Source organism: Zhouia spongiae (assembly GCF_022760175.1).
GTDB classification, from domain to species: Bacteria; Bacteroidota; Bacteroidia; order Flavobacteriales; family Flavobacteriaceae; genus Zhouia; species Zhouia spongiae.
Genome location: NZ_CP094326.1, coordinates 2,784,977 through 2,806,386, shown reverse-complemented (window position 1 = coordinate 2,806,386; position 21,410 = coordinate 2,784,977). Strand labels below are relative to the sequence as shown.

Here is a 21,410-nt window from a genome sequence, read left to right as displayed (position 1 = left end):
TCTGACGTAAACGTCGATTTTTAAAGATCTAATTTTACATTAAAACCAAATTCTGTCGGAACAGGCATCTGACCAACTTCTACCCCTGAAAACATACTTGTTCCTCCGGCCTGACCTGCAACTTCCGGGTCGTAAATCGGGAAGTCTGAAATAACCGCCAGGTTCCGACCGTAAACAGATAGCTTCACGCCTTCTAAAAACATGTTTTTCAGATACGATTTAGGTACGTTATACTCTAATGAGACTTCTCGTAATTTAATGAAGGATGCATCGAAAGAATTGGCTTCTGTGTTTACGAGTTCGTAATGCTTATCGTAATATACTGCTATTGGAAGCGGCGTCGTATTCGGTGAATAGGTTCCGTCTCCGTTATCGACCACACCCGCTCCGACTAGTTCCCCTTCTTCTCTACCCCTGAGCGTGTGCGCAAGCTTTCCTTGTTGGGTTAATTTATGATGGGTATGCGAATAGATTACTCCCCCGTATTGTCCGTCTATGGCAACATTAAGTCTGAAGTTTTTATACTTGAAGCTATTGAGAAACCCTCCAACCCAATCAGGAGTAGTTTCACCTATATAAATGTCTTCCGAGGTTTTTAGCGGATAACCATTTTTGTCATACAGAACCGCTCCGTCAGGAGACCTCTCGAAACCTCTTCCGTATAATGAAGTAGCCGATTTACCTTCTATAGCAACCAGGCGCGCATTAGATGAACTAAGCATCTGAAGTTTTCCCTCTAACCTGGGATCGAGACTTAATACCTTACTTTCGTTTGCAGACCAGTTTAAAGTGGTGCTCCATTCAAAATTCCGGGTTTTTATTGGTTTGGCCGTCAGCATTAACTCCATCCCTAAATTTCTTACCTCACCAGAATTAATCCATGCGCTGCTATATCCGGCAGAAGCCGTTAAAGGCACTTTTAAGATCTGGTTTTTTGTGATTGTTCTGTATGCTGAAGCATCAAAATCAATACGATTATTAAACATTTTAATATTTAATCCGGCCTCTAAACTTTCGGTTTGTTCCGGTTTCAGATCTGTATTATACAATGTGGTAGGCGCTACAGCCGAACTAGGAAACTCATACGAGCCTTTACCATAATATTTAGCCGTGCTGTATCTCGGGGCATCATTACCTACTTCGGCATAGGAGAACCTCAGTTTTGTAAAATTGATACTCTCAGGCATCGAAAATATCTCACTCAGAATAACACTGGTATTTACCGATGGGTAAAAGAACGACCAGTTATGCTCAGGCAATGTACTCGACCAATCGTTTCTCCCTGTAAGGTCTACAAATACTTTCCCCTGATAACCCAATGAAGCGGTTCCGTATATACTATTTACCTGCTCGTTTCCGTCGTAAGCACTGGTAAAAAGATTTGTTCCGTTAACCAGGTTATAGATTCCCGGAGTCTCCAAACCTTCAGTCCACGAGTCCATTCTCCTGTACTTGTATTTCATTACATTACCACCTACGGAAGCAGAGATGTCAAATTCGCTCTTATTTAAATTGTTATATGACAATAAGAAATCTGTATTTACCTCTTCTTTATACACATTTGTCTTTCTAAAGTATCCATTGGCATACCTGTTAATGTCGTAAGGGCGTTTTTGCTGAGACTCCTTGTTATAGTTGTTTAGTGATGCTCTTAACATCATATCGAAACGAGGAGAAATATCAATGTCTGCTTTCAGGTTTCCGGTAACCGCATTGTGGTCCAGTGTATTTATTATTTCATACGCCATTGCATAAGGGTTATCGATGTATCCGCTAAACGGGCGAATCATATCTACCTGGTCTTTATCTTTTTTCCAGATAGGTTCATACCATTTTAGGTCTACATTCGGATTTTGAAAAATCATAAAGTATGCTATCGAATGGTTGTTATAACCATGTCCGGGTAGATTATTACTTTTTCGGTTTCTGTAATTAACAACGGTACTCAATTTGATTTTATTAGACACCTGATAATTAGCGTTTACCGAAGTAGACAGTTGCTCATACCCAGTATTAGGCATGATCCATTCGTTATCGAGGTGAGTTACAGAAGCTCTCATGGCTCCTTTTTCTCCTCCACCCTGAACAGAGATATTCTGAATATTGGTAGTACCTACTCTCCAGAAACCTTTACGGTTATTTGTATAGGGTCTCCATAACTGTCGCTCAGGCGACTGTCCTTCTACAACCGGATCGTACTGATAATAATACTGTCCGTTAAATTTGGGGCCAAAGGCACTACTACTACCTCCTGTACTTTTACCATCTTCCGATGCTCCATAGGTATAATACAAACGGTTGTTGTAATCGACCGGATTTCCATCTGAATCTACATTAGGTTTTAAATAGCTTCCTTTACCGCTACCCTGACCATATTCGTATTGCCAATCGGGCCATCTGGTGATAACGTCAAATTTTGTATTTGAGCTGATACTTACTCCCAGTCCTTTTCCTTTTTTACCTGATTTTGTTGTTATAATAACAACACCATTGGCAGCCCTGCTTCCATATAAAGCCGCTGCTCCTGCTCCCTTTAGAATTGATACATTATCTATATCTTCCGGGTTAATATCCGCTATTCCATTTCCAAAATCTACCGGTGTATCGTTTGAAGCATCCCCTCCCATATATGAGTTAGAAGCACCTGATGACGGAAGTCCGCTGGTAACAGGAACTCCATCAACGACGATTAAAGCTGAATTAGCACCCGGATTTAATGAATTGTCTCCTCTTAACTTAATTTGTTGAGAATTTAAAGGACCTCCCAGAGATTGAATTGAAAGTCCGGGAACTTTACCACGTAAGGCTTCTGACCAGTTATTAGGACGAGCGTCTGTTAATTGCTCCGAACTAACGGTTTGTTGTGCATATCCTAATTTCTTTTCCTCTTTTTTAATTCCCAGGGCAGTTACCACCACTTCACTCAAAGAACTTACATCCTCTTCAAGTTGAACACTTAAGAACGATGAAGCCCGGTATGCCAGTTCTTTGCTTTTATATCCGATAAACGATACCACAACAGTGCCCTTGTCTTTAGGAACTTTAAATGTAAAAAGTCCGTCAAAATCTGTTGTAGTACCAATATTAGTGTCCTTAAGTACAACCGTTGCTCCCGGTAATGGAACCCCATTCGGATCTTTAACCTCTCCTTTTAACAGCAGACGCTGAAATTCAGGCGTTTGTCTAACCACTGTAATGGTTTTATTGATTTGTTTAAAGTCATAATTACCCTTCTTTGCCAGATCATCCAGTATGTATGAAACACTTTTATTTTGATAATCGAACGTATAAATCCGATCGTCTTGAGATACCTCATCATCATAGACAAATGTAAAATCGGTTTCTTTTTCAATTACTTCAAGTAGTTTTAGTACAGAGCCCTTTTGTAATGAAACAGAAATTCGAACATTGGCAGTACTTTGTGCATTTCCAGTATTGGAATACAGTTGTAAGGCAGTAAAAACAGATATGAATATATAGGTGCCTTGCTTTAACATGTTTAATAATAATTTTTGTAATTTGCTAGTCATTTTTTTTTCGGCTATTAGATTTTTCTTATTAGTCAATTTAAACCGGCTGCAACCGGTTATTCATACCCATTTCTGCTGCAACAGAAATGGGTTCTTTTAAAATATTTACATAGGCTTATGATTTGATTTAAGTAAGATCTTTTTTTCAGTTATAAAGCTGTAATCAATTTTTTTCAAAAAGCTTATACTTTCCAATACTTCCGGAAGTGTATTGTTTTTATATTTTCCGGTGATGACCAAATCTTCCAGATCAGGTGTTTCAAAAGAAATTTTCACATCGTACCACCTTTCTAAAATAACAGCCACTTCTTTTAATGTTTTATTTTCAAGCAGCATTGTATTATGCATCCAGGCAATTGAATTTCCGGCATCCTGTTCAGTAACTACAAAGGTATTTTCCGGCATATGGAATACTGCTTGTCTGTTCGGGTACAAGTAAACTTTATTGGCAGGCCTTTTCACTTCACTCACTTCTACTTTTCCCGTTTTTACATGAACAGCTACATCTGCCCCGGCATAAGCCCGAATATTGAATGATGTTCCCAATACTTTAGTCTTAATACCGTTACTGGTAATTATAAAAGGTCTGGTCGTATCTCTGCTTACTTCAAAAAAAGCTTCACCATCTAATTCAACGTTTCTTATTGAAGAAAATGAAGAAGGGTATTTAATCTTACTCCCGGAATTAATATAGACCAAAGTCCCGTCAGACAACTCCACTTTCTTTCGTTCTCCTTGTAAGGCTACAGCCTCTATATAATCGCTTGAGTTATTCAGATGTTTTAAGAAAAATGACATTCCCAGAATGACTATAAAAGTGGCTGCTACTGCCATGTACCTTCTTCTGTAATTCTTTTTCTTAAGATCAATAACACCATCGGGTTGCATCCTTTTTCGGAGGTGAGCCAAAATCAATTCTTTTTGCCCATGATCAGCTACGTCATTATGGAGTTGTTTACGTTGCTGTTTATCAAAAAAGTATTCTACTATTTTACGCTCCTCATCTGAACAGTTTCCTGTTGCGTATTTCTCTGCTAATTCTAAAAAATCTTCTTTTCTCAATGTATCCTTCGTTTACAACAAGTGTCATAAACACATCGGCACACGTAAGTAAAAATCAGAAAAATGACGTTAATAACGTTACCATAAACTTAATACTGTTTTGTTAACACTGGGGTAACACTACCCTAAGATTTGTTAAACAAGCAGGCAGGCAGGCCAAAAACGACAATCTTGGTCTTTTCAGAAGCTGAATAACGCCGGCCAGGGATAATAATATCAGAAAAATTTAATTAAAAGAAGATATATTGAAACTATGGTAAAATTAGTTTTCAAATACTTTAGGGCATTGCTAATGTGTGCTTCTACCGTTCTTACCGAAATATTAAGCTTTTCGGCAATTTCCCTGTTATTAAGCCTTTCGTAGCGGCTTAAACAAAACACTTCTTTACATTTGTCCGGTAACTGATTGACCAAGGAAGTTAATTCGTCTTCAAACTCCACATATTCCAAGGTATTTTCGGGATAAGAGACTATATTTTCTGCCTCTTCGAGAATTTCGATATGGTAGTCTGTAAATTTTAACTTTCTGATTTTACCTGCCATTTTATATTTAACAGCTCTAAACAGGTAAGATTCCAGATTGTTGATTGCCAAGTCTGCTCTTCTTTCCCACAAACTCACGAACACCTCCTGGATAACATCTTCACAGATAGCCTCATCTTCATAGACTTTATAGCAATACACAAAAAGACGTTTCCAGTAACGATTAAATATAGCATCAAAAGCATAACGTTTTCCTTCTGAAAAATTAGACAGAAGGTCGTGATCTGATAATGAAGAATGTTGCTTTTTCATCGACTTCAAAAGAATTGAATTCATTAAAATCTGCAAAAAAGAAAAGTTTATATTACTGTTAAGTATAGTTTAATTAACCTGCCTGCTGCTGCTTCCCCAAAGCATACACATTTATACCTTTTTGAATTTATTTTAAGAAACCTCTAATAAACTGCTGCATGAAAAGTTTTATATTGCGGAACTTTAAAAAACACATACTATGAAGTATATAAAACTACTGTTTTTACTGGCAGCTTTTCCATTGTTTGCCCAACAAGGCGGCATGTGGATCCCTTCGCTTTTAGAAGGGATGAATGAAAAAGAAATGAAAGAACTGGGAATGCAAATGTCGGCGAAAGACATTTACGATGTAAACAACTCCAGTCTTAAAGACGCAGTCCCCCATTTTAACGGCGGATGTACATCGGAGGTAATATCTCCGAAAGGACTTCTTCTTACAAATCATCACTGCGGTTATGGCATGATCCAATCGCACTCTACTTTGGAAAATGATTATCTGACCGATGGGTTCTGGGCACGTAGTTTCGATGAAGAACTACCTAACCCCGGGGTATCGGTGACTTTTATCGTTAAAATAGACGATGTTACACAACAGGTTTTAGAAGGTACACATACACTTGCTTCAGAAGAAGCGAAACAACAAAAAATTCAAGCTAATATCAGTAGTCTTTCAAAAACATATCCGAAAGAAAGCTGGCAGGAAAACAGGATTAAAACTTTTTACGAAGGAAATCAATATATGTTGTTTGTCGTTGAGACCTTTAAAGATATTCGTTTAGTGGGCACACCTCCGTCTTCTATAGGTAAGTTTGGCTCAGATACCGATAACTGGGTTTGGCCAAGACATACAGGAGATTTTTCTCTTTTCAGAATTTATGCTGATAAAAACAACCGACCGGCCGAATACTCAAAAGATAACGTTCCTTATACGCCAAAACATTATTTACCGATATCACTTGATGGTGTCTCAGAAGATGATTTCACCCTTGTTTTTGGTTTTCCGGGACGTACCCAGGAATATTTACCTGCTGTAGCTGTCGAACAGATTGTCGAAGAGCTTAATCCGGCTAAAATAGCTATCAGAGATGCCGCCTTAAAGGTTCAGGATGAGTTTATGCGTAGTGATCAGCAAATTAAAATACAATATGCTTCTAAATATGCACGTATTGCCAATTACTGGAAAAAATGGATCGGTGAAAGTCAGGGACTCAAAAAATCGAATGCCATTGCTATTAAAAAAGCACAGGAAAAAGCTTTTATTGAAAGCGTTAAAAAAGCAGGTAAATCAAATGAATACGGCCATATCTTACCTGAATTTGATAAATACTATAAGGAAATAGCCCCTTATGCCCTTAGCAGGGATTACTTTTTTGAAATCGCCAACAGAAATGTAGAACTCCTTACGATCGGTTATCAGCTAGTTCAACTTGAATTAGCTTATAAAAATAAGGGGGAACAATCGTTCATGGCCAGAAAGGATAATATACTACCCCGACTGACATCTACTTATAAAAATTATAATAAAAATGTAGATGAGAAGGTATTTGAAAAACTGATTGATATATACGCTTCAGGAATCCCTGAAGAATTCTTACCTGAATCATTGAAAAATATTGACGTAGAAGCAGTAACTTCTAAAATATATACGGAATCTGCCCTAACGAGCCTGGAAAAGCTAAAAAGCTTGCTGGAAGGTGATGCTAACGAAGTTTTAGAAAAACTGAGTAAAGATCCCGGCTATACCTTAGCTTATGATATTGCAAAGACATATCATACCAAAGTTGAACCCACTTACTATCAATTAGATTTACAGATCCAGGCACTACAGCGTGATTATATGAAGGCATTACTGGAGTTAAGCCCTAAAGATGCCCGAATATTTCCGGATGCGAACAGCACTCTCCGTGTTACATACGGAAAAGTAAAAGGATATGATCCTAAAGATGCTGTTTCTTACGAGCCTGTAACTTATCTGGAGGGCGTTATGGAAAAGTATGTTCCTGAGGATTATGAATTTGATGTTCCTGAAAAGCTTATAGAACTCTACAATAATAAAGATTATGGCGATTATGCAGACAATGGCAAACTTCCGGTAAATTTTATCGGCACCAACCATACCACCGGCGGTAATTCAGGAAGTCCAGCCATAGATGCTAACGGTAATCTTATAGGGTTGAATTTCGACCGTGTATGGGAAGGTACAATGAGTGACATATACTATGATCCTGCAATCTGCAGAAACATTATGGTTGACATCCGCTATGTATTATTCATCATAGATAAATATGCCGGTGCTGATAACCTGATCGGTGAAATGACTTTGGTACATCCTAAAAAAGGAAAAAAAACAAAACGTTCCAAAGTCCGTAAATAGAAAAATTCACTTTATATCAGAGGCAAAAGAGGGTGTCTGAAAAGAGATAAGCATTGTCAGTCCGGGCATTACTGAAATGAAAGTATATCTTCATTAAAAGTACATAGTGTAGCTATCGAAAACTAATAACAGTTGCTTATCTACGGGGTTCGACTTTAGTTTATCCTGAGCAATGGCCGAAAAGCGCAACCTGACATCCAGTTTAAAAATAACTTTTCAGACACCCTCTTTTGTTTTTGTATCACTTATCAACACCGAAAAGCGCAACTCCCGACGCTTCCAAGACGTTCTTCATTTTAAAAACCGTAAAGGGGGCTTTTATCAAACATCTTGATCGCCGATACTACCCAGGCTATATTTCCATCGGTACTTCCATCAGAAGGACTTCAGTATTTTCGCTTACGTTTATTTCAAACTCATCTGTTTCCCAGATGCCATATCCGTCCCTTTTGCCAAGTATCTGATCTCCTGCTGTTATTTCTCCTTCCAATACAAATACATATACTCCATTGGTATCCTTTTTCAGCCGATAGGTTTGAGAATTCCCTTTATCTAATTTGCCTAGATAAAACCAGGCTTCCTGATGTAGCCATAAACCCGTATCGAATCCCGGTGAGATAACTTCTTGTAATGTATTATGCCTGTCTTCTTCTTTCAAGGTCATTTGATCATACCTCGGTTCTACCCCTCTTTTATTAGGGAATACCCATATCTGAAGAAATTTTACTTCTTCATCTTTATTCTTATTGTATTCGCTGTGATAGACGCCTGTTCCTGCACTCATTACCTGGATATCTCCTTTGTTTATAACCCCCAGGTTGCCCATACTGTCTTTATGCTCCAGCGCTCCTGCCAAAGGAATGGACACTATTTCCATATTTTCGTGAGGATGGGTGCCAAATCCCATTCCTCCGGAAACGGTATCATCGTTTAAAACTCTTAATGCCCCGAAATGTACTCTTTCTGGGTTGTGGTAATTTGCAAAACTAAAGGTGTGGTAACTATCTAACCAGCCATGACTGGCGTGTCCTCTTGTTCCGCTTTTATGCAATACTGTTTTCATCTGTTTATTATTTTTTGTCGCATGTAACCTCCAACGGTTATTTTAACTATATCGGTCTCATTAAAAACCTCTTTTTAATTATTTACGTTTCAGTCCTTCTTTTCTTTCCGGGGGCAATGGTACAAGTGCTCCTTGATCATTGGGAATTGTCGGAAAGCGTTTTGCATTCCAATCGCTCTTGGCCCTTTCGATGGTTTTCTTATCTGTAGCCACAAAATTCCAGTAAATATGTCGTTCTTCCGGAAAAGGATTTCCTCCAAAAACATAGACCGTTGTGTTTGCCTTTATTTCAAACTCACAAAGCGTAGCGTCTTTGGCAACCATTATTTGTTTTGGCTCGTATACATTTCCATCACTGGCTACTGCTCCTTCCAATATGTAGAGCGCACTTTCGCCATACAGGTGTTCACCTATATTAACTTTAGCATCTTTATCGTTTTTTATTTCAATAAAATAAAGTTCGCTATGAACCGGTACCGGTGATACTTTTCCGAAGGCTTTTCCGGCTATCAATTTATACTGTACGCCGTCTTTTTCCCAGAAAGGCAAATCTTCTTTTTCTATATGGGTAAATGTTGGCTCCATAAATTCGAGTTCCTTGGGTAAGGCTACCCAAATCTGCAACCCGTGCATATGCTTCTCAGACGTTCTCAAATATTCCGGTGTCCGTTCTGAATGCACAATTCCCTTGCCGGATGTCATCCAATTTACAGCTCCGGGGAGTATTTCGATTTCAGTACCCAGACTATCCCTGTGCATCATACTTCCTTCAAACAAATATGTTAAGGTTGATAATCCAATATGCGGATGTGGCCCCACATCGATATTCTGATACTCTTTAAGAATGGCAGGCCCCATATGATCTATAAAAATAAAGGGGCCTACCATGCGCTTTTTTCTGAAGGGCAATAACCTGCCTACCAAAAAGTTTCCGATATCGGCAGCACGTTCTTCTATAATCAACTGAATATTTGACATCTTATAAATTTTGTATTGTTAATATCAATCTTCAAGATAACCAAATTTGCCCATATTATAGTCCTCAAACGCTTGCAACAACTCGGCTTTGTAATTCATAACAAACGGTCCGTGGGCGGCTATAGGTTCTTTGATCGGCTCTCCACTTAGCATTAATACCTTAGCACTATTAAAAGCTTCAACAGTAAAGTCCTCTCCTTTATTTTCAAACAATACAAACCTGTCCGTTCCTGCTTTTTCTTCACCATTTACCAGAATACTTCCCTCTAAAACCAGTAAGGCTGTATTATAATGAGCAGGGAAACTAAATAGCGCTTTCCCTTCCTCATTTAAGGTGAGGTTATACATATGTATTGGAGTAAATGTTGATGCAGGGCCTTTAACATCCCGATACGCTCCGGCAATCACCTCTACACTACCCTGATTATTTTCAAGGGTATAACGCCCCATTTGTCTGTTGGTAATCCCCTGGTATTTCGGATCGGACATTTTATATTTTGCCGGTAAATTAATCCATAGTTGTACCATCTGGAAATCACCTCCCTCTTTACTGAAATTCTCTTCATGATATTCCTTGTGTAATACTCCGGAAGCGGCAGTCATCCATTGTACATCTCCCTCACCTATGACTCCGCTGTTTCCGGTACTGTCGTGATGCGCTACTTTACCTTTATAGGCTATAGTAACGGTTTCAAATCCGCGATGGGGATGTACGCCCACTCCTTTAGGCCGATCGGTTGGCGGAAAATAAAACTTTGAGTTATAATCGAACATGATAAAAGGATCCATTCGTTGCATGTCTAAATGATATCCTCCCGGTATGAAGTTATGAACTCTGAAACCATCTCCCACAAAGTGTGGAGCAGGCGGGGCTACTACCAATTCTACTTTTTTTGTTTTCATTTTATACCTCCTTTTTATTACAGTGTAAAAGTAGCAGCGACAGAAATGCTGTGCATTGATGTATGGTAAGAAGAATTATCCGAACTGAGGATGTGTTTACCGCCTAGACTTCTACAATCGTGGTATTCTTAACCTCTCCTATGGTAAAAACACTATGTGTACTCCCAATATGTTCAATTGTTGTCAGCTTATTGATCATAAACTCACGATAGGTGTCCATGTCGTCTACTACTATTTTCAGGATGTAGTCATAGTCTCCACTAACATGATAACACTCTAACACTTCTTTGAGTTTGGTTACCTTTGCCTCAAACACACGAATATAATCTCTGGAGTGCTGCGCCAGCTTGATATGGCAAAATACTGAAAACCCCTTTCGTACCTTATCCCTGTTTACCAGAGCCACATACCGGTCTATAACCCCATTACGTTCCAACTTCCTGATGCGTTCATAAACGGCAGTTACTGAAAGCCCCAGGATATTAGATAGTTCCTTATTGGTTTTCTTAGCATCTGTTTGTAGCAATGTTAATAGTTTTTTATCTGTCGTATCCAACATATCTGAAATATTTTAATCCTGAATCTGCTTCATCAATAAAAATATGATTATTAATCTGATATATGTAAAAATAATAGATTTATTTTCATAAATAACCAAAACAAGTTGATTTTACAACTAATAATTATTCATTTTGATAAAAATTAATCAACTATGAAATATAACCCGGCAGATAAAATTCAGGATTTACAGTATTTCGGCGAATTTGGCGGAGTCAACCCTTCTATTTCCGATTCGTCGACATATACATTCTTATCGGCGAAAACCATGTTTGATACCTTTGAAGGAAATACAGAAGGGTGTTATTTATATTCCAGGCACTCCTCTCCTTCTAACTTGTATCTGGGAGAAGCTTTAGCTGCTATGGAAGGTACCGGAACAGCGAATGTTACAGCCAGTGGAATGGGGGCCATTACCTCGGTTATTTTACAACTTTGCGGCACGGGTCATCATATAGTGTCCAGCAGAACTATTTATGGTGGTACCTATGCATTTATGAAGAATTTTTTACCGAAACTGAATATTAATACCTCTTTTGTTGATATTACCAAACTGGAGACGGTAGAAGCAGCCATTACTCCTGATACGAAAATACTTTACTGTGAAGCTATCAGTAATCCTTTATTAGAAGTAGCTGATATTGAAGGCTTGTCTAAAATTGCCAGGAAGCATAACATTCCCCTGGTTGTTGATAACACCTTTTCTCCATTGAGTATAGCTCCGGCAAAACTCGGTGCTGATGTTGTTATACACAGCCTGACAAAATTTATAAACGGCAGTAGCGATTGTGTAGGCGGGGTTGTTTGTGGATCTGCTGAATTCTGCCTGAGTCTGAAGGATGTAAATGACGGCGCAGGCATGCTATTAGGAAGTACTATGGATAGCTTACGCGGTGCATCTATCCTGAAAAACATGCGAACGCTCCATATACGCATAAAGAAACATAGTGAAAATGCTCATTATCTGGCAGCGCAATTTGAAAAGGACGGACTTAAGGTCTGTTACCCCGGTTTGCCATCGCATCCAGGTCATGAATTAATGAAAAAGCAGTTGAATGATGAATATGGTTACGGAGGGATGGTAACCATAGATGTAGGTTCGCTGGAAAAGGCCAACGAACTCATGGAACTCATGCAAGAGAGAAACCTTGGTTACCTGGCAGTAAGTCTAGGATTTTACAAAACATTGTTCAGTGCTCCGGGCACCTCTACCTCTTCCGAAATTCCTGAAGAAGAACAAACAGAAATGGGATTAACCGACGGCTTGATCAGGTTTTCCATCGGACTGGATAATGATATTAAAAGAACGTATTCGCTCATGAAAGCGTGCATGCAAGAGCTGAATATTTTATAGTTTAACACACACTAAAAACGATGAGCCTGAAGATTTCTTCGGGCTTTTTTGTATTTGCAGAACAATAAATATTATTGTATAATTACAGCCTTATAACTCTGAAATATAAATGGAAAGCAAAGACATAAAGCCTCAGTCACCTCAGGATGAACAAATTATAACAAACAGAGAACTAAACATATGGGAAGCCTTGATTCCCGTCTTTGCCTTAATCGGAATGTTAGCCTATAATGTTTTTATTTACGGAGACGATGCCCTGAGTGGGTCTAATCAATTCATTCTCCTTATGGGGGGTGCTGTTGCTGCTATCGTAGGTTTTTTTAACAAGGTATCATACGACGCCATGATCGAAGAAGTGGCACAGAATGTAAAATCTACCACCGGTGCTATCCTTATCCTGCTTTTTGTAGGGGCACTTTCCGGAACCTGGCTTATAAGCGGAATTATCCCATCTATGATATATTACGGTTTACAGATTCTGAACCCGACCATCTTCTTAGCTGCTTGTGTTGTTATCTGTGCTATTATTTCTATTGCAACCGGAAGTAGCTGGACTACTTCTGCTACTGTGGGTATTGCACTGATCGGTATTGGTGATGCGCTGGGTATTTCACTGGGAATGACAGCCGGGGCGGTTTTATCAGGTGCTTATTTCGGAGATAAAATGTCTCCATTAAGTGACACCACGAACCTGGCTCCTGCCATGGCCGGCACCGACTTGTTTACTCATATCCGCTATATGTCGCTAACTACCGTACCTACTATTGTTATTACCCTTATACTTTTTATCATCCTTGGATTCACTATTGATACTTCGGGGGCTCCTGACACAGCCGGTATTTTGAATTCTATAGAAGCGTCTTTTAATATTTCCCCCTGGTTATTTTTGGTTCCGGTCCTGGTCATCTTTATGATCATCAGAAAAACCCAACCTTTAATAGCTTTGCTGGTCGGGACAATCTTAGGAGGGGTTTTTGCTATAATCTTCCAACCTGATATTGTTGCTAATATAGGAGGAAGTAATACCCTTTCATTTAAAAGTGCCTATGTCGGGATCATGAATTCCATGACGATAGATACAGCCATTGAAACTACCAATCCCGATCTGAATGACCTCTTTTCGGCCGGCGGGATGGCTGGAATGCTGGGAACCATTTGGCTTATCGTATGCGCTATGGTATTTGGAGGTGTCATGGAAGCCATTGGTGCATTAAGCAGAATAACGGAAGCTCTATTAAAGCTGTTTAACACCACATTTGGTTTATTTGCAAGCACTGTTACTTCTTGTCTGGCATTAAATGCTACGGCTTCAGACCAATACCTGGCAATTGTCGTGCCCGGAAAGATGTTTGCCAAGGCTTATAAAGATAAAGGGCTGGCTCCTGAGAATTTAAGCAGAACCCTTGAAGACTCCGGTACGGTAACTTCGGTTCTTATTCCATGGAATACCTGTGGGGCATACCATAGTAAAGTTTTAGGGGTTGATACTTTTGCTTTTGCCGGTTACGCCTTCTTTAATTACCTCAGTCCGTTCATGACATTACTCTATGCAGCATTAAATATTAAGATACGCCAATTATCGGGACAAAAAGAAGCCAGGCTTGAAGACATACTTTCATAATTTCAAACTATCTGGTTTTCAATACCCATATACAAAACTTATAATTAAATAAACGAATACAATTCAAAAAGGTTTTCTGTATTGAAAACCTTTTTAATTTTGCCTACGAATTATTAACCCATAAAAACAACAAGAATATGGCATTTGTAGGTAAAAAATTCCCAAATATTGCAGTAAACGCAATGAACGAAATGGGAGATACTTTTAAACTAAACGTATTAGAAGAAGCTAAGAAAAATAATAAAAAAGTATTGCTTTTCTGGTATCCAAAAGATTTCACTTTTGTTTGTCCTACAGAATTACATGCATTCCAGGCAGCCTTAAGCGAATTTGAAAAGAGAGACACTATTGTTATAGGTGCATCTTGCGACACTGCTGAAGTTCACTTTGCATGGCTGAACACCGAAAAAGATAACGGAGGTATTGAAGGTGTTACATATCCGCTGCTTGCCGACAGTAACCGCAACCTTGCCAACATCCTTGGAATATTAGACCTTTCTAACGAAACTTTCGACGAAGAAACAAACACTTACCTGTACGAAGGAGACAATGTAACATACAGAGCTACCTACCTTATCGATGAGGAAGGTACCGTATTCCACGAAAGCATTAACCATATGCCACTTGGTAGAAATGTAAACGAATACCTGAGATTGATCGATGCATACGCACACGTTCAGAAAAACGGTGAAGTATGTCCTGCTAACTGGGAAGAAGGTAAAACTGCCATGACTGCAGACAGAAAAGGTGTCGCTGATTATTTAAGCTTAAATTAAAAAATAAGAGATCATGATACAGGAATTATCGCAAGACAACTTGCAGGAAATAGTTACTGAAAACGAAAACGTATTGGTGCAGTATTCTGCCGGATGGTGCGGTAACTGCCGTATTATGAAACCCAAGTTTAAGAAGTTTTCGCAAGAACACGAAAATGCTACGTTTGTCGTTGTGGACGCTGAAAAGTTTCCGGAATCAAGAAAACTGGCTAAAGTAGATAACTTACCTACGTTTGCTGCCTTTAAAGGCGGGGAACTGGTAAATCAGGTACAAACAAATAAAACTGACGTATTAAAAGCCTTTGTAGATGAAGCTGCCAATAATTAAACACCTTACAACTTTTATTGAAGAAAACGATGAGGATTTTGTAATTGAGGCCATTGAAACTCTGGAGTCTATTACTGAGGTTCCTTCATTAAAAGATGACGAGCTCGATGTCATCGGAGAGCTCATTTCAAATATGTACGGTGCCATTGAGGTCAATAAAATGAAAAAGGAAGGCTTATCTCAAAAAGAGGCTCTGAATACATTTATGCAACGTGTACTTGGGTCTATTGACAAATAATCCCTTCATTAAGGAAGAATTGCTATGAAAAATGAAAAATCCCCGAGTGTATAACATACGGGGATTTTTCTTGACAGAAAGTTTATTTTCTTTAGCTTTAATTTCTACCTTTATAACTCACTATAAATATTGAATCATGGCTCAAGTAACATTAAAAGGAAATCCGATCAATACCAATGGAAATCTGCCGGAGAAGGGCTCTCAGGCTCCTGGTTTTCAACTTACCAATACCAGCCTTGAAACGGTTTCCCTAAACGATTATAAAGGCAAAAAAGTAATCCTGAACATCTTCCCGTCTGTAGATACAGGCACATGTGCAGCAAGTGTAAGGCAGTTTAACAAAAAAGCATCTGAACACCCAGACACAGTTGTTCTCTGTATTTCCCGCGATCTTCCATTCGCTATGGCCCGGTTTTGTGGAGCGGAAGGCCTCGACAATGTAGTCTCATTATCTGACTTTAAAACCGGACAATTCGGAAAAGATTACGGGCTGGAGTTCACCGACGGACCTCTACAAAACCTCTTAAGTCGTGCTGTTGTCGTCATAGACGAATCAGGAAAAGTAGCTTATACCGAGCAGGTTGCCGAAACAGTAGACGAACCTAATTATACTTCTGCCCTGGAAGCTGTTTCATAATGAAGAATACAGAATCGTTTCTTAAAAACAGAATAAAAAGTATAGGATACGCCTTTAAAGGGGCGTATCTTTTAGTTAAAACGGAATCGAGCGTACAAATACAAGCTGCTATAACCATCATAGTTACCATAGCAGGATTTGTCTTTAATATTTCTTCAACAGAATGGATCATCCAGATACTTACCATCGGATTAATATTAGGAGTTGAGGGCCTTAATACGGCTATAGAAAAAATGGCTGATTTTGTGCATCCGGATCACCACAGAAAAATCGGGTTTATAAAAGATATTGCTGCCGGTGCTGTCTTTATGGTGGCTATTGCAGCCGTTATAGTGGGACTTATCATCTACCTGCCCAAAATAATTTTAAAAATATAAATGGAATCGGTACGTTTGTAATTTGTATTTTTGTTACAAACCTAACTTAGCTAATGGCCAGAGAAAAGAAGAAAACTAAAAATAATACCGCTTCCACTAAAAAAATATCCGGATTTACATTCTCAAAAAAGCAAAAAATCATTTTTGGCAGCCTGTTGATGCTTTTAAGTATTGCATTCCTCATGGCTTTTATTTCCTACTTCTTTACATGGCAACAAGACCAGAGTATCCTTTCTGAATTTGCCAACAGAAATGCAGAAGCAAAGAACTGGCTCAGTAAATTTGGAGCATCTATTGGTCATTTGTTTATTTACAAAGGGTTTGGAATTTCTTCAGTAGCCATTCCTGTTCTTATGTTTATCACGGGCGGACATTTTTTCCTGAATCTGGAAAAGAAAAATCTATACAACCGCTGGTTTTGGGGAATCCTGACCATTTTATGGTTTTCAATACTCTTCGGTTTTTTTGCCGAAAAAGAACCTTTGTTAGGCGGGGTGATGGGGTATGAACTCAATGACTTTCTACAATCATACATAGGCAAACTGGGGATTGTACTACTTCTCACTTTTACCTTTGTTACTTATACCGTATTAAGATGGGGAGCTACACCGGAAAAAGTTTTTAATTTCTTTAAGTCTGTGAAAAAAGAACTGGCTTTTGAATTGAATTCTAAAAAAAATGCTCCTGTAACAGAAGAGAGACAAGAAACTGTAAAGCATGAGATCCGTAATATAGACAATGGTAATTTTAATAGTCAAAATATTACGCCTCCGGTAGCAACAGACGTACCGGATGTTATTATTGAAGACTCTTTTGAAGTGAAACTGGCTAAAGAAGAGCAAGAAACTGTTACCGCTGAGGTTAAAATTGAACAAGAAGCAGAAAGTGATAACAGTCACCTCCAAATACAGGTAGAGAAGATTGAGGAAGAAAAAGAAGAAACCGACATTCTCTCTGAACGCCTTGTAAAAGATTTTGGAGAATTTGACCCTAAACTAGAATTAAATCACTACAAGTTCCCTACCCTGGAGCTCCTGAAAGATCATGGCGGTAATACCGGCATCACTATCAACCAGGAAGAACTGGAGGAAAATAAAAACACTATTGTACGTACCCTTAAGGACTATAAAATCGAAATCTCCCAAATAAAAGCCACCATCGGGCCTACGGTTACGTTATATGAGATTGTTCCTTCAGCAGGTGTTCGGATTTCTAAAATCAAGAACCTGGAAGATGATATCGCTTTATCGCTGGCTGCTTTAGGCATCAGGATCATAGCGCCGATACCCGGAAAAGGGACTATAGGTATCGAAGTCCCTAATAAAAACCCTTCTATAGTATCGATGCGCTCCGTTATTGCTTCCTCAAGGTTTCAAAAAGCAGAAATGGAACTCCCGATAGCCTTTGGTAAAACCATAAGCAATGAAACGTTTGTGGTCGACCTTGCCAAAATGCCCCATTTATTGATGGCGGGTGCTACCGGACAAGGTAAATCGGTTGGTTTAAATGCTATTCTGACCTCCCTCCTATACAAAAAACATCCGGCAGAAATTAAATTTGTATTGGTAGATCCTAAGAAAGTTGAATTAACACTTTTCAATAAGATCGAGCGACATTTTCTGGCTAAGTTACCAGACAGCGAGGACGCTATTATTACAGACAACACAAAGGTTATCAATACACTGAATTCACTTTGTATTGAAATGGACAATCGTTACGAACTCTTAAAAAATGCAATGGTTCGTAACATCAAAGAATACAATACCAAATTCAAGGCCCGTAAACTGAACCCAAATGACGGGCATAAGTTTTTACCATACATTGTACTGGTTGTCGATGAATTTGCCGACCTGATTATGACCGCCGGAAAAGAAGTCGAAACACCTATTGCGCGTCTGGCTCAGTTGGCTCGTGCTATCGGTATTCACCTGATCATTGCTACGCAACGCCCTTCCGTAAATGTTATTACAGGTATCATCAAAGCCAACTTCCCTGCCAGGGTTGCCTTTAGAGTTACTTCGAAGATTGATTCCAGGACTATTCTGGATTCACCGGGAGCTGATCAGCTTATCGGACGTGGAGACATGCTTTACACCCAGGGAAATGATATTGTTCGCTTGCAATGTGCTTTTGTAGACACCCCTGAAGTTGAAAAAATAACGGATTATATAGGCTCGCAGAGAGCTTACCCTGAAGCATTTATGCTCCCGGAATATATCGGGGAAGAATCTGGCACAGGTATTGATGTAGATATATCCGAACGCGATAACCTATTTAACGAAGCGGCAGAAGTTATTGTTACGGCCCAGCAAGGGTCGGCATCCTTATTACAGAGGAAACTAAAATTAGGATATAACCGGGCCGGAAGGCTTATTGATCAGCTAGAGGCTGCCGGAATTGTAGGTCCGTTTGAAGGAAGCAAGGCACGACAGGTGTTAATACCAGATATTGTATCTTTGCATGAATTGTTAGAAAATGAAAAAAAACAATAATTAAATAATTATGAAAAAAGTTGCGCTTTTTGTATCAATAATGATGTTTACGATAACTGGTTTTGCCCAGAATAGTGATAAAGCGAAATCTTTATTAGATGAAGTATACAATAAGGTAAAAAGCTATGACAACATTTATGTTGACTTTAAATATGTACTGGAAAACACAAAAGAAAATATCCACCAGGAAACACGAGGAAATGTAACCATAGCCGGCGACAAATACCTTTTCAATTATCTTGGTGCGACCAAAATGTTTGATGGGAAAAAAGTTTACACCGTGATTCCCGAGAATGAAGAAGTCGTAATCGAAGATAAGGATGCTGAAGAGGAAGGTACTATCACTCCTTCTAAAATGCTTACATTTTACAGAGACGGGTACCGGTATGCATGGGATGTCGCCAAAAATGTAAAAGGGCGACAAATTCAGTTCATTAAACTGACACCTATAGATTCCAATGCCGAAACCAGGCAGATTCTTTTAGGTATCGATGCCCAGACAAAACACATCTACAATCTTATAGAAACCGGCAAAAACGGTACACAAACAACCATAACTGTTAATTCTTTTAAAACAAACCAGCCTCTTTCGAAATCCTTGTTTACCTTTAACGAGTCCAAATACGAAGATGACGGGTATTACATTATAAAGAACTAAACATTATTATATCGTGTTACAGATACTGTAACAGTACCTGATATATGCAGGAATCTTTATTTAAATGAAACTGTTTTTTTCAGAATAACCATTTAAATCTCGATGATCGAGTAAGTTTAAGCGTGTGAAAATACTAGACCGTTATATTTTAGCAAGGTTTTTATTCAATTTTACCAGTTCGTTCGTTATTCTAATGTTCATATTTGTCTTTCAGACCATATGGATGTTTATTGATGAGCTGGCAGGTAAAGGACTGGATCTTATTATCATTGGTAAGTTTCTGTTCTATTTCATGCCCAATCTGGTACCACAGGTATTGCCATTAACGGTCTTGCTGGCCTCTATTATGACGTTTGGAGCCTTTGCTGAGAATTATGAATTTGCAGCCATGAAAGCTTCTGGAATTTCACTCCAAAGAGCCATGAGACCACTAATAATCTTTATTATCCTGTTGGCTATTGGTACCTTTTTCTTTGCAAACAACGTCATCCCGGCTGCCGAATACAAATCATTTAACCTCAGAAGAAATATAGCCCAGGTAAAGCCGGCACTTGCTATTACAGAAGGGGTTTTTTCCGATATCGGCGATTCGAACATGAATATCAAGGTCGATGACAAGTACGGCGATAATGACCGCTTACTGAAAACCATTACCATACATAAAACTAATGCTTCCGGAGATAATACCACAGTCATCAAAGCCAAGGAAGGAGAACTACTGAGCAGCGAAAAATCCAGTATTCTTCAGCTTGTATTAAAAGACGGTAATTATTACGAAGATATCCAGTCCAAAAACAAGAGAGACAGAAAGCTTCCCCATGCAAAAGCAAATTTTGAAACCTACACCATTAATGTAGACCTTTCAAAACTGAATAATCAGGACCTCGAAGAAGAAAACGGAGTTAACACCCATAAAATGCTTACCGTTATGGAACTCCGAAGCACTATCGACACCCTTAAAAAAGAAAATAAGAAGTTAATAACCGATTTCGGAGAGAGCATCTACAAAAGATCAGGCATTATATATCTGAATAAATTTGTAAACAAACCTGATGTCCCTGATCCGGTCAAGGATAGTTTAGATACGGATGAAATACGAAATGAAGAAATAAAAAAAGATACTGTTGTCATTAACTCTACCCAGGATATTATTGCCCTGTATGATGATTACAAGAGGGTGCAACTGTTCGAATATGCTTTGAACAATGTTTCCAACACTGTAACAACCATTGAAGGCAAAAAAATATTTCTGAATAACAAAACCAAAATCTATATGCTTCACCGCCTTGCTCTGAACGATAAGTTCGCTCTGGCCTTTGGTTGTGTAATCTTATTTTTTGTAGGTGCTCCTTTAGGTGCCATTATCAGAAAAGGCGGTATTGGACTACCGATGGTAATCGCCATTGTACTGTTTCTGGTATACCACTTTATCGGAATATTTGCCAAGAACTATGCGGAAGACGGCAGTATCCCCCCATTTGTAGGCTCGTGGCTGGCAACAAGTATCATGCTTCCGCTCGGGGTATTATTTACCCGAAGAGCGACTGCCGACAAGGCTGTTATGAGTATGGACAGATTATTCTCAAATAAACTTTTTCAGAAAATATCAGGCTTTATTAAAGTCAAAAAAAACTTCTTTAAACAAGATAACAACTAATATTCCTGT

Annotated in this window: 18 protein-coding genes; 11 read left to right on the top strand and 7 right to left on the bottom strand. The window is 38.8% G+C overall.

The window, feature by feature from the left end; genetic code table 11:
• Positions 1–20 precede the first annotated feature (20 nt).
• The 3 genes from MQE36_RS12280 to MQE36_RS12270 form a co-directional block, all read right to left on the bottom strand.
• Positions 21–3,530, bottom strand: coding sequence for a SusC/RagA family TonB-linked outer membrane protein (locus MQE36_RS12280; RefSeq protein WP_242936271.1), 3,510 nt, complete (start codon positions 3,528–3,530; stop codon positions 21–23).
• Positions 3,531–3,635: 105 nt separating this feature from the next.
• Complete coding sequence (locus MQE36_RS12275; RefSeq protein ID WP_242936270.1) at positions 3,636–4,592, bottom strand: FecR domain-containing protein; 957 nt, start codon at positions 4,590–4,592, stop codon at positions 3,636–3,638.
• Between the two features lie 216 nt (positions 4,593–4,808).
• Positions 4,809–5,387, bottom strand: a complete 579-nt coding sequence (locus MQE36_RS12270; protein WP_242936269.1) for an RNA polymerase sigma-70 factor — start codon at positions 5,385–5,387, stop codon at positions 4,809–4,811.
• A 199-nt stretch (positions 5,388–5,586) separates the two neighbouring features.
• Here MQE36_RS12270 and MQE36_RS12265 point away from each other — a divergent pair, with 199 nt between their 5' ends.
• Positions 5,587–7,761: a S46 family peptidase gene (locus MQE36_RS12265; RefSeq protein WP_242936268.1), complete on the top strand. Its 2,175-nt coding sequence runs from the start codon at positions 5,587–5,589 to the stop codon at positions 7,759–7,761.
• Positions 7,762–8,113: 352 nt separating this feature from the next.
• On the opposite strand, the gene MQE36_RS12260 is transcribed toward MQE36_RS12265, so the two are convergent.
• The 4 genes from MQE36_RS12260 to MQE36_RS12245 all read right to left on the bottom strand — a co-directional run bounded on the left by MQE36_RS12260 (position 8,114) and on the right by MQE36_RS12245 (position 11,264).
• Positions 8,114–8,824 carry a pirin family protein gene (locus tag MQE36_RS12260; protein ID WP_242936267.1) on the bottom strand — a complete coding sequence of 237 codons (711 nt, stop codon included), beginning with the start codon at positions 8,822–8,824 and terminating at the stop codon, positions 8,114–8,116.
• A gap of 78 nt (positions 8,825–8,902) precedes the next feature.
• A complete protein-coding gene (locus MQE36_RS12255) occupies positions 8,903–9,802 on the bottom strand; it encodes a pirin family protein (RefSeq protein WP_242936266.1) in 900 nt (299 codons plus the stop codon).
• 24 nt (positions 9,803–9,826) lie between these two features.
• The gene (locus MQE36_RS12250; protein WP_242936265.1) at positions 9,827–10,705 is read right to left on the bottom strand and encodes a pirin family protein; all 879 of its coding nucleotides are present in this window, start codon (positions 10,703–10,705) and stop codon (positions 9,827–9,829) included.
• A gap of 103 nt (positions 10,706–10,808) precedes the next feature.
• Positions 10,809–11,264 (bottom strand): Lrp/AsnC family transcriptional regulator, encoded by a 456-nt coding sequence (locus tag MQE36_RS12245; protein ID WP_242936264.1) that lies wholly within the window; start codon positions 11,262–11,264, stop codon positions 10,809–10,811.
• A gap of 153 nt (positions 11,265–11,417) precedes the next feature.
• Here MQE36_RS12245 and MQE36_RS12240 point away from each other — a divergent pair, with 153 nt between their 5' ends.
• The 10 genes from MQE36_RS12240 (at position 11,418) to MQE36_RS12195 (ending at position 21,401) form a co-directional block, all read left to right on the top strand.
• Positions 11,418–12,617 carry an aminotransferase class I/II-fold pyridoxal phosphate-dependent enzyme gene (locus MQE36_RS12240; RefSeq protein WP_242936263.1) on the top strand — a complete coding sequence of 400 codons (1,200 nt, stop codon included), beginning with the start codon at positions 11,418–11,420 and terminating at the stop codon, positions 12,615–12,617.
• 109 nt (positions 12,618–12,726) lie between these two features.
• Positions 12,727–14,238, top strand: coding sequence for a Na+/H+ antiporter NhaC (gene nhaC / locus MQE36_RS12235; protein ID WP_242936262.1), 1,512 nt, complete (start codon positions 12,727–12,729; stop codon positions 14,236–14,238).
• A gap of 137 nt (positions 14,239–14,375) precedes the next feature.
• Entirely contained in the window at positions 14,376–15,014 is a 639-nt protein-coding gene (locus MQE36_RS12230) for a peroxiredoxin (protein WP_242936261.1), read from the top strand.
• Between the two features lie 13 nt (positions 15,015–15,027).
• Positions 15,028–15,342 (top strand): thioredoxin family protein, encoded by a 315-nt coding sequence (locus tag MQE36_RS12225; protein ID WP_242936260.1) that lies wholly within the window; start codon positions 15,028–15,030, stop codon positions 15,340–15,342.
• Positions 15,323–15,580 (top strand): DUF6952 family protein, encoded by a 258-nt coding sequence (locus tag MQE36_RS12220; RefSeq protein ID WP_242936259.1) that lies wholly within the window; start codon positions 15,323–15,325, stop codon positions 15,578–15,580. The genes MQE36_RS12225 and MQE36_RS12220 overlap by 20 nt, the downstream gene beginning before the upstream one ends.
• 136 nt (positions 15,581–15,716) lie before the next feature.
• Entirely contained in the window at positions 15,717–16,217 is a 501-nt protein-coding gene (gene tpx, locus MQE36_RS12215) for a thiol peroxidase (RefSeq protein WP_242936258.1), read from the top strand.
• The gene (locus MQE36_RS12210; RefSeq protein ID WP_242936257.1) at positions 16,217–16,594 is read left to right on the top strand and encodes a diacylglycerol kinase; all 378 of its coding nucleotides are present in this window, start codon (positions 16,217–16,219) and stop codon (positions 16,592–16,594) included. Before tpx ends, MQE36_RS12210 begins: the two co-directional genes overlap by 1 nt.
• Positions 16,595–16,647: 53 nt before the next feature.
• Positions 16,648–19,086: a DNA translocase FtsK gene (locus MQE36_RS12205; protein ID WP_242936256.1), complete on the top strand. Its 2,439-nt coding sequence runs from the start codon at positions 16,648–16,650 to the stop codon at positions 19,084–19,086.
• Between the two features lie 10 nt (positions 19,087–19,096).
• Positions 19,097–19,744, top strand: a complete 648-nt coding sequence (gene lolA1 / locus MQE36_RS12200; protein WP_242936255.1) for an outer membrane lipoprotein periplasmic chaperone LolA1 — start codon at positions 19,097–19,099, stop codon at positions 19,742–19,744.
• Positions 19,745–19,868: 124 nt separating this feature from the next.
• Positions 19,869–21,401: an LptF/LptG family permease gene (locus MQE36_RS12195; RefSeq protein WP_278286560.1), complete on the top strand. Its 1,533-nt coding sequence runs from the start codon at positions 19,869–19,871 to the stop codon at positions 21,399–21,401.
• The last annotated feature ends 9 nt before the right edge of the window (positions 21,402–21,410 follow it).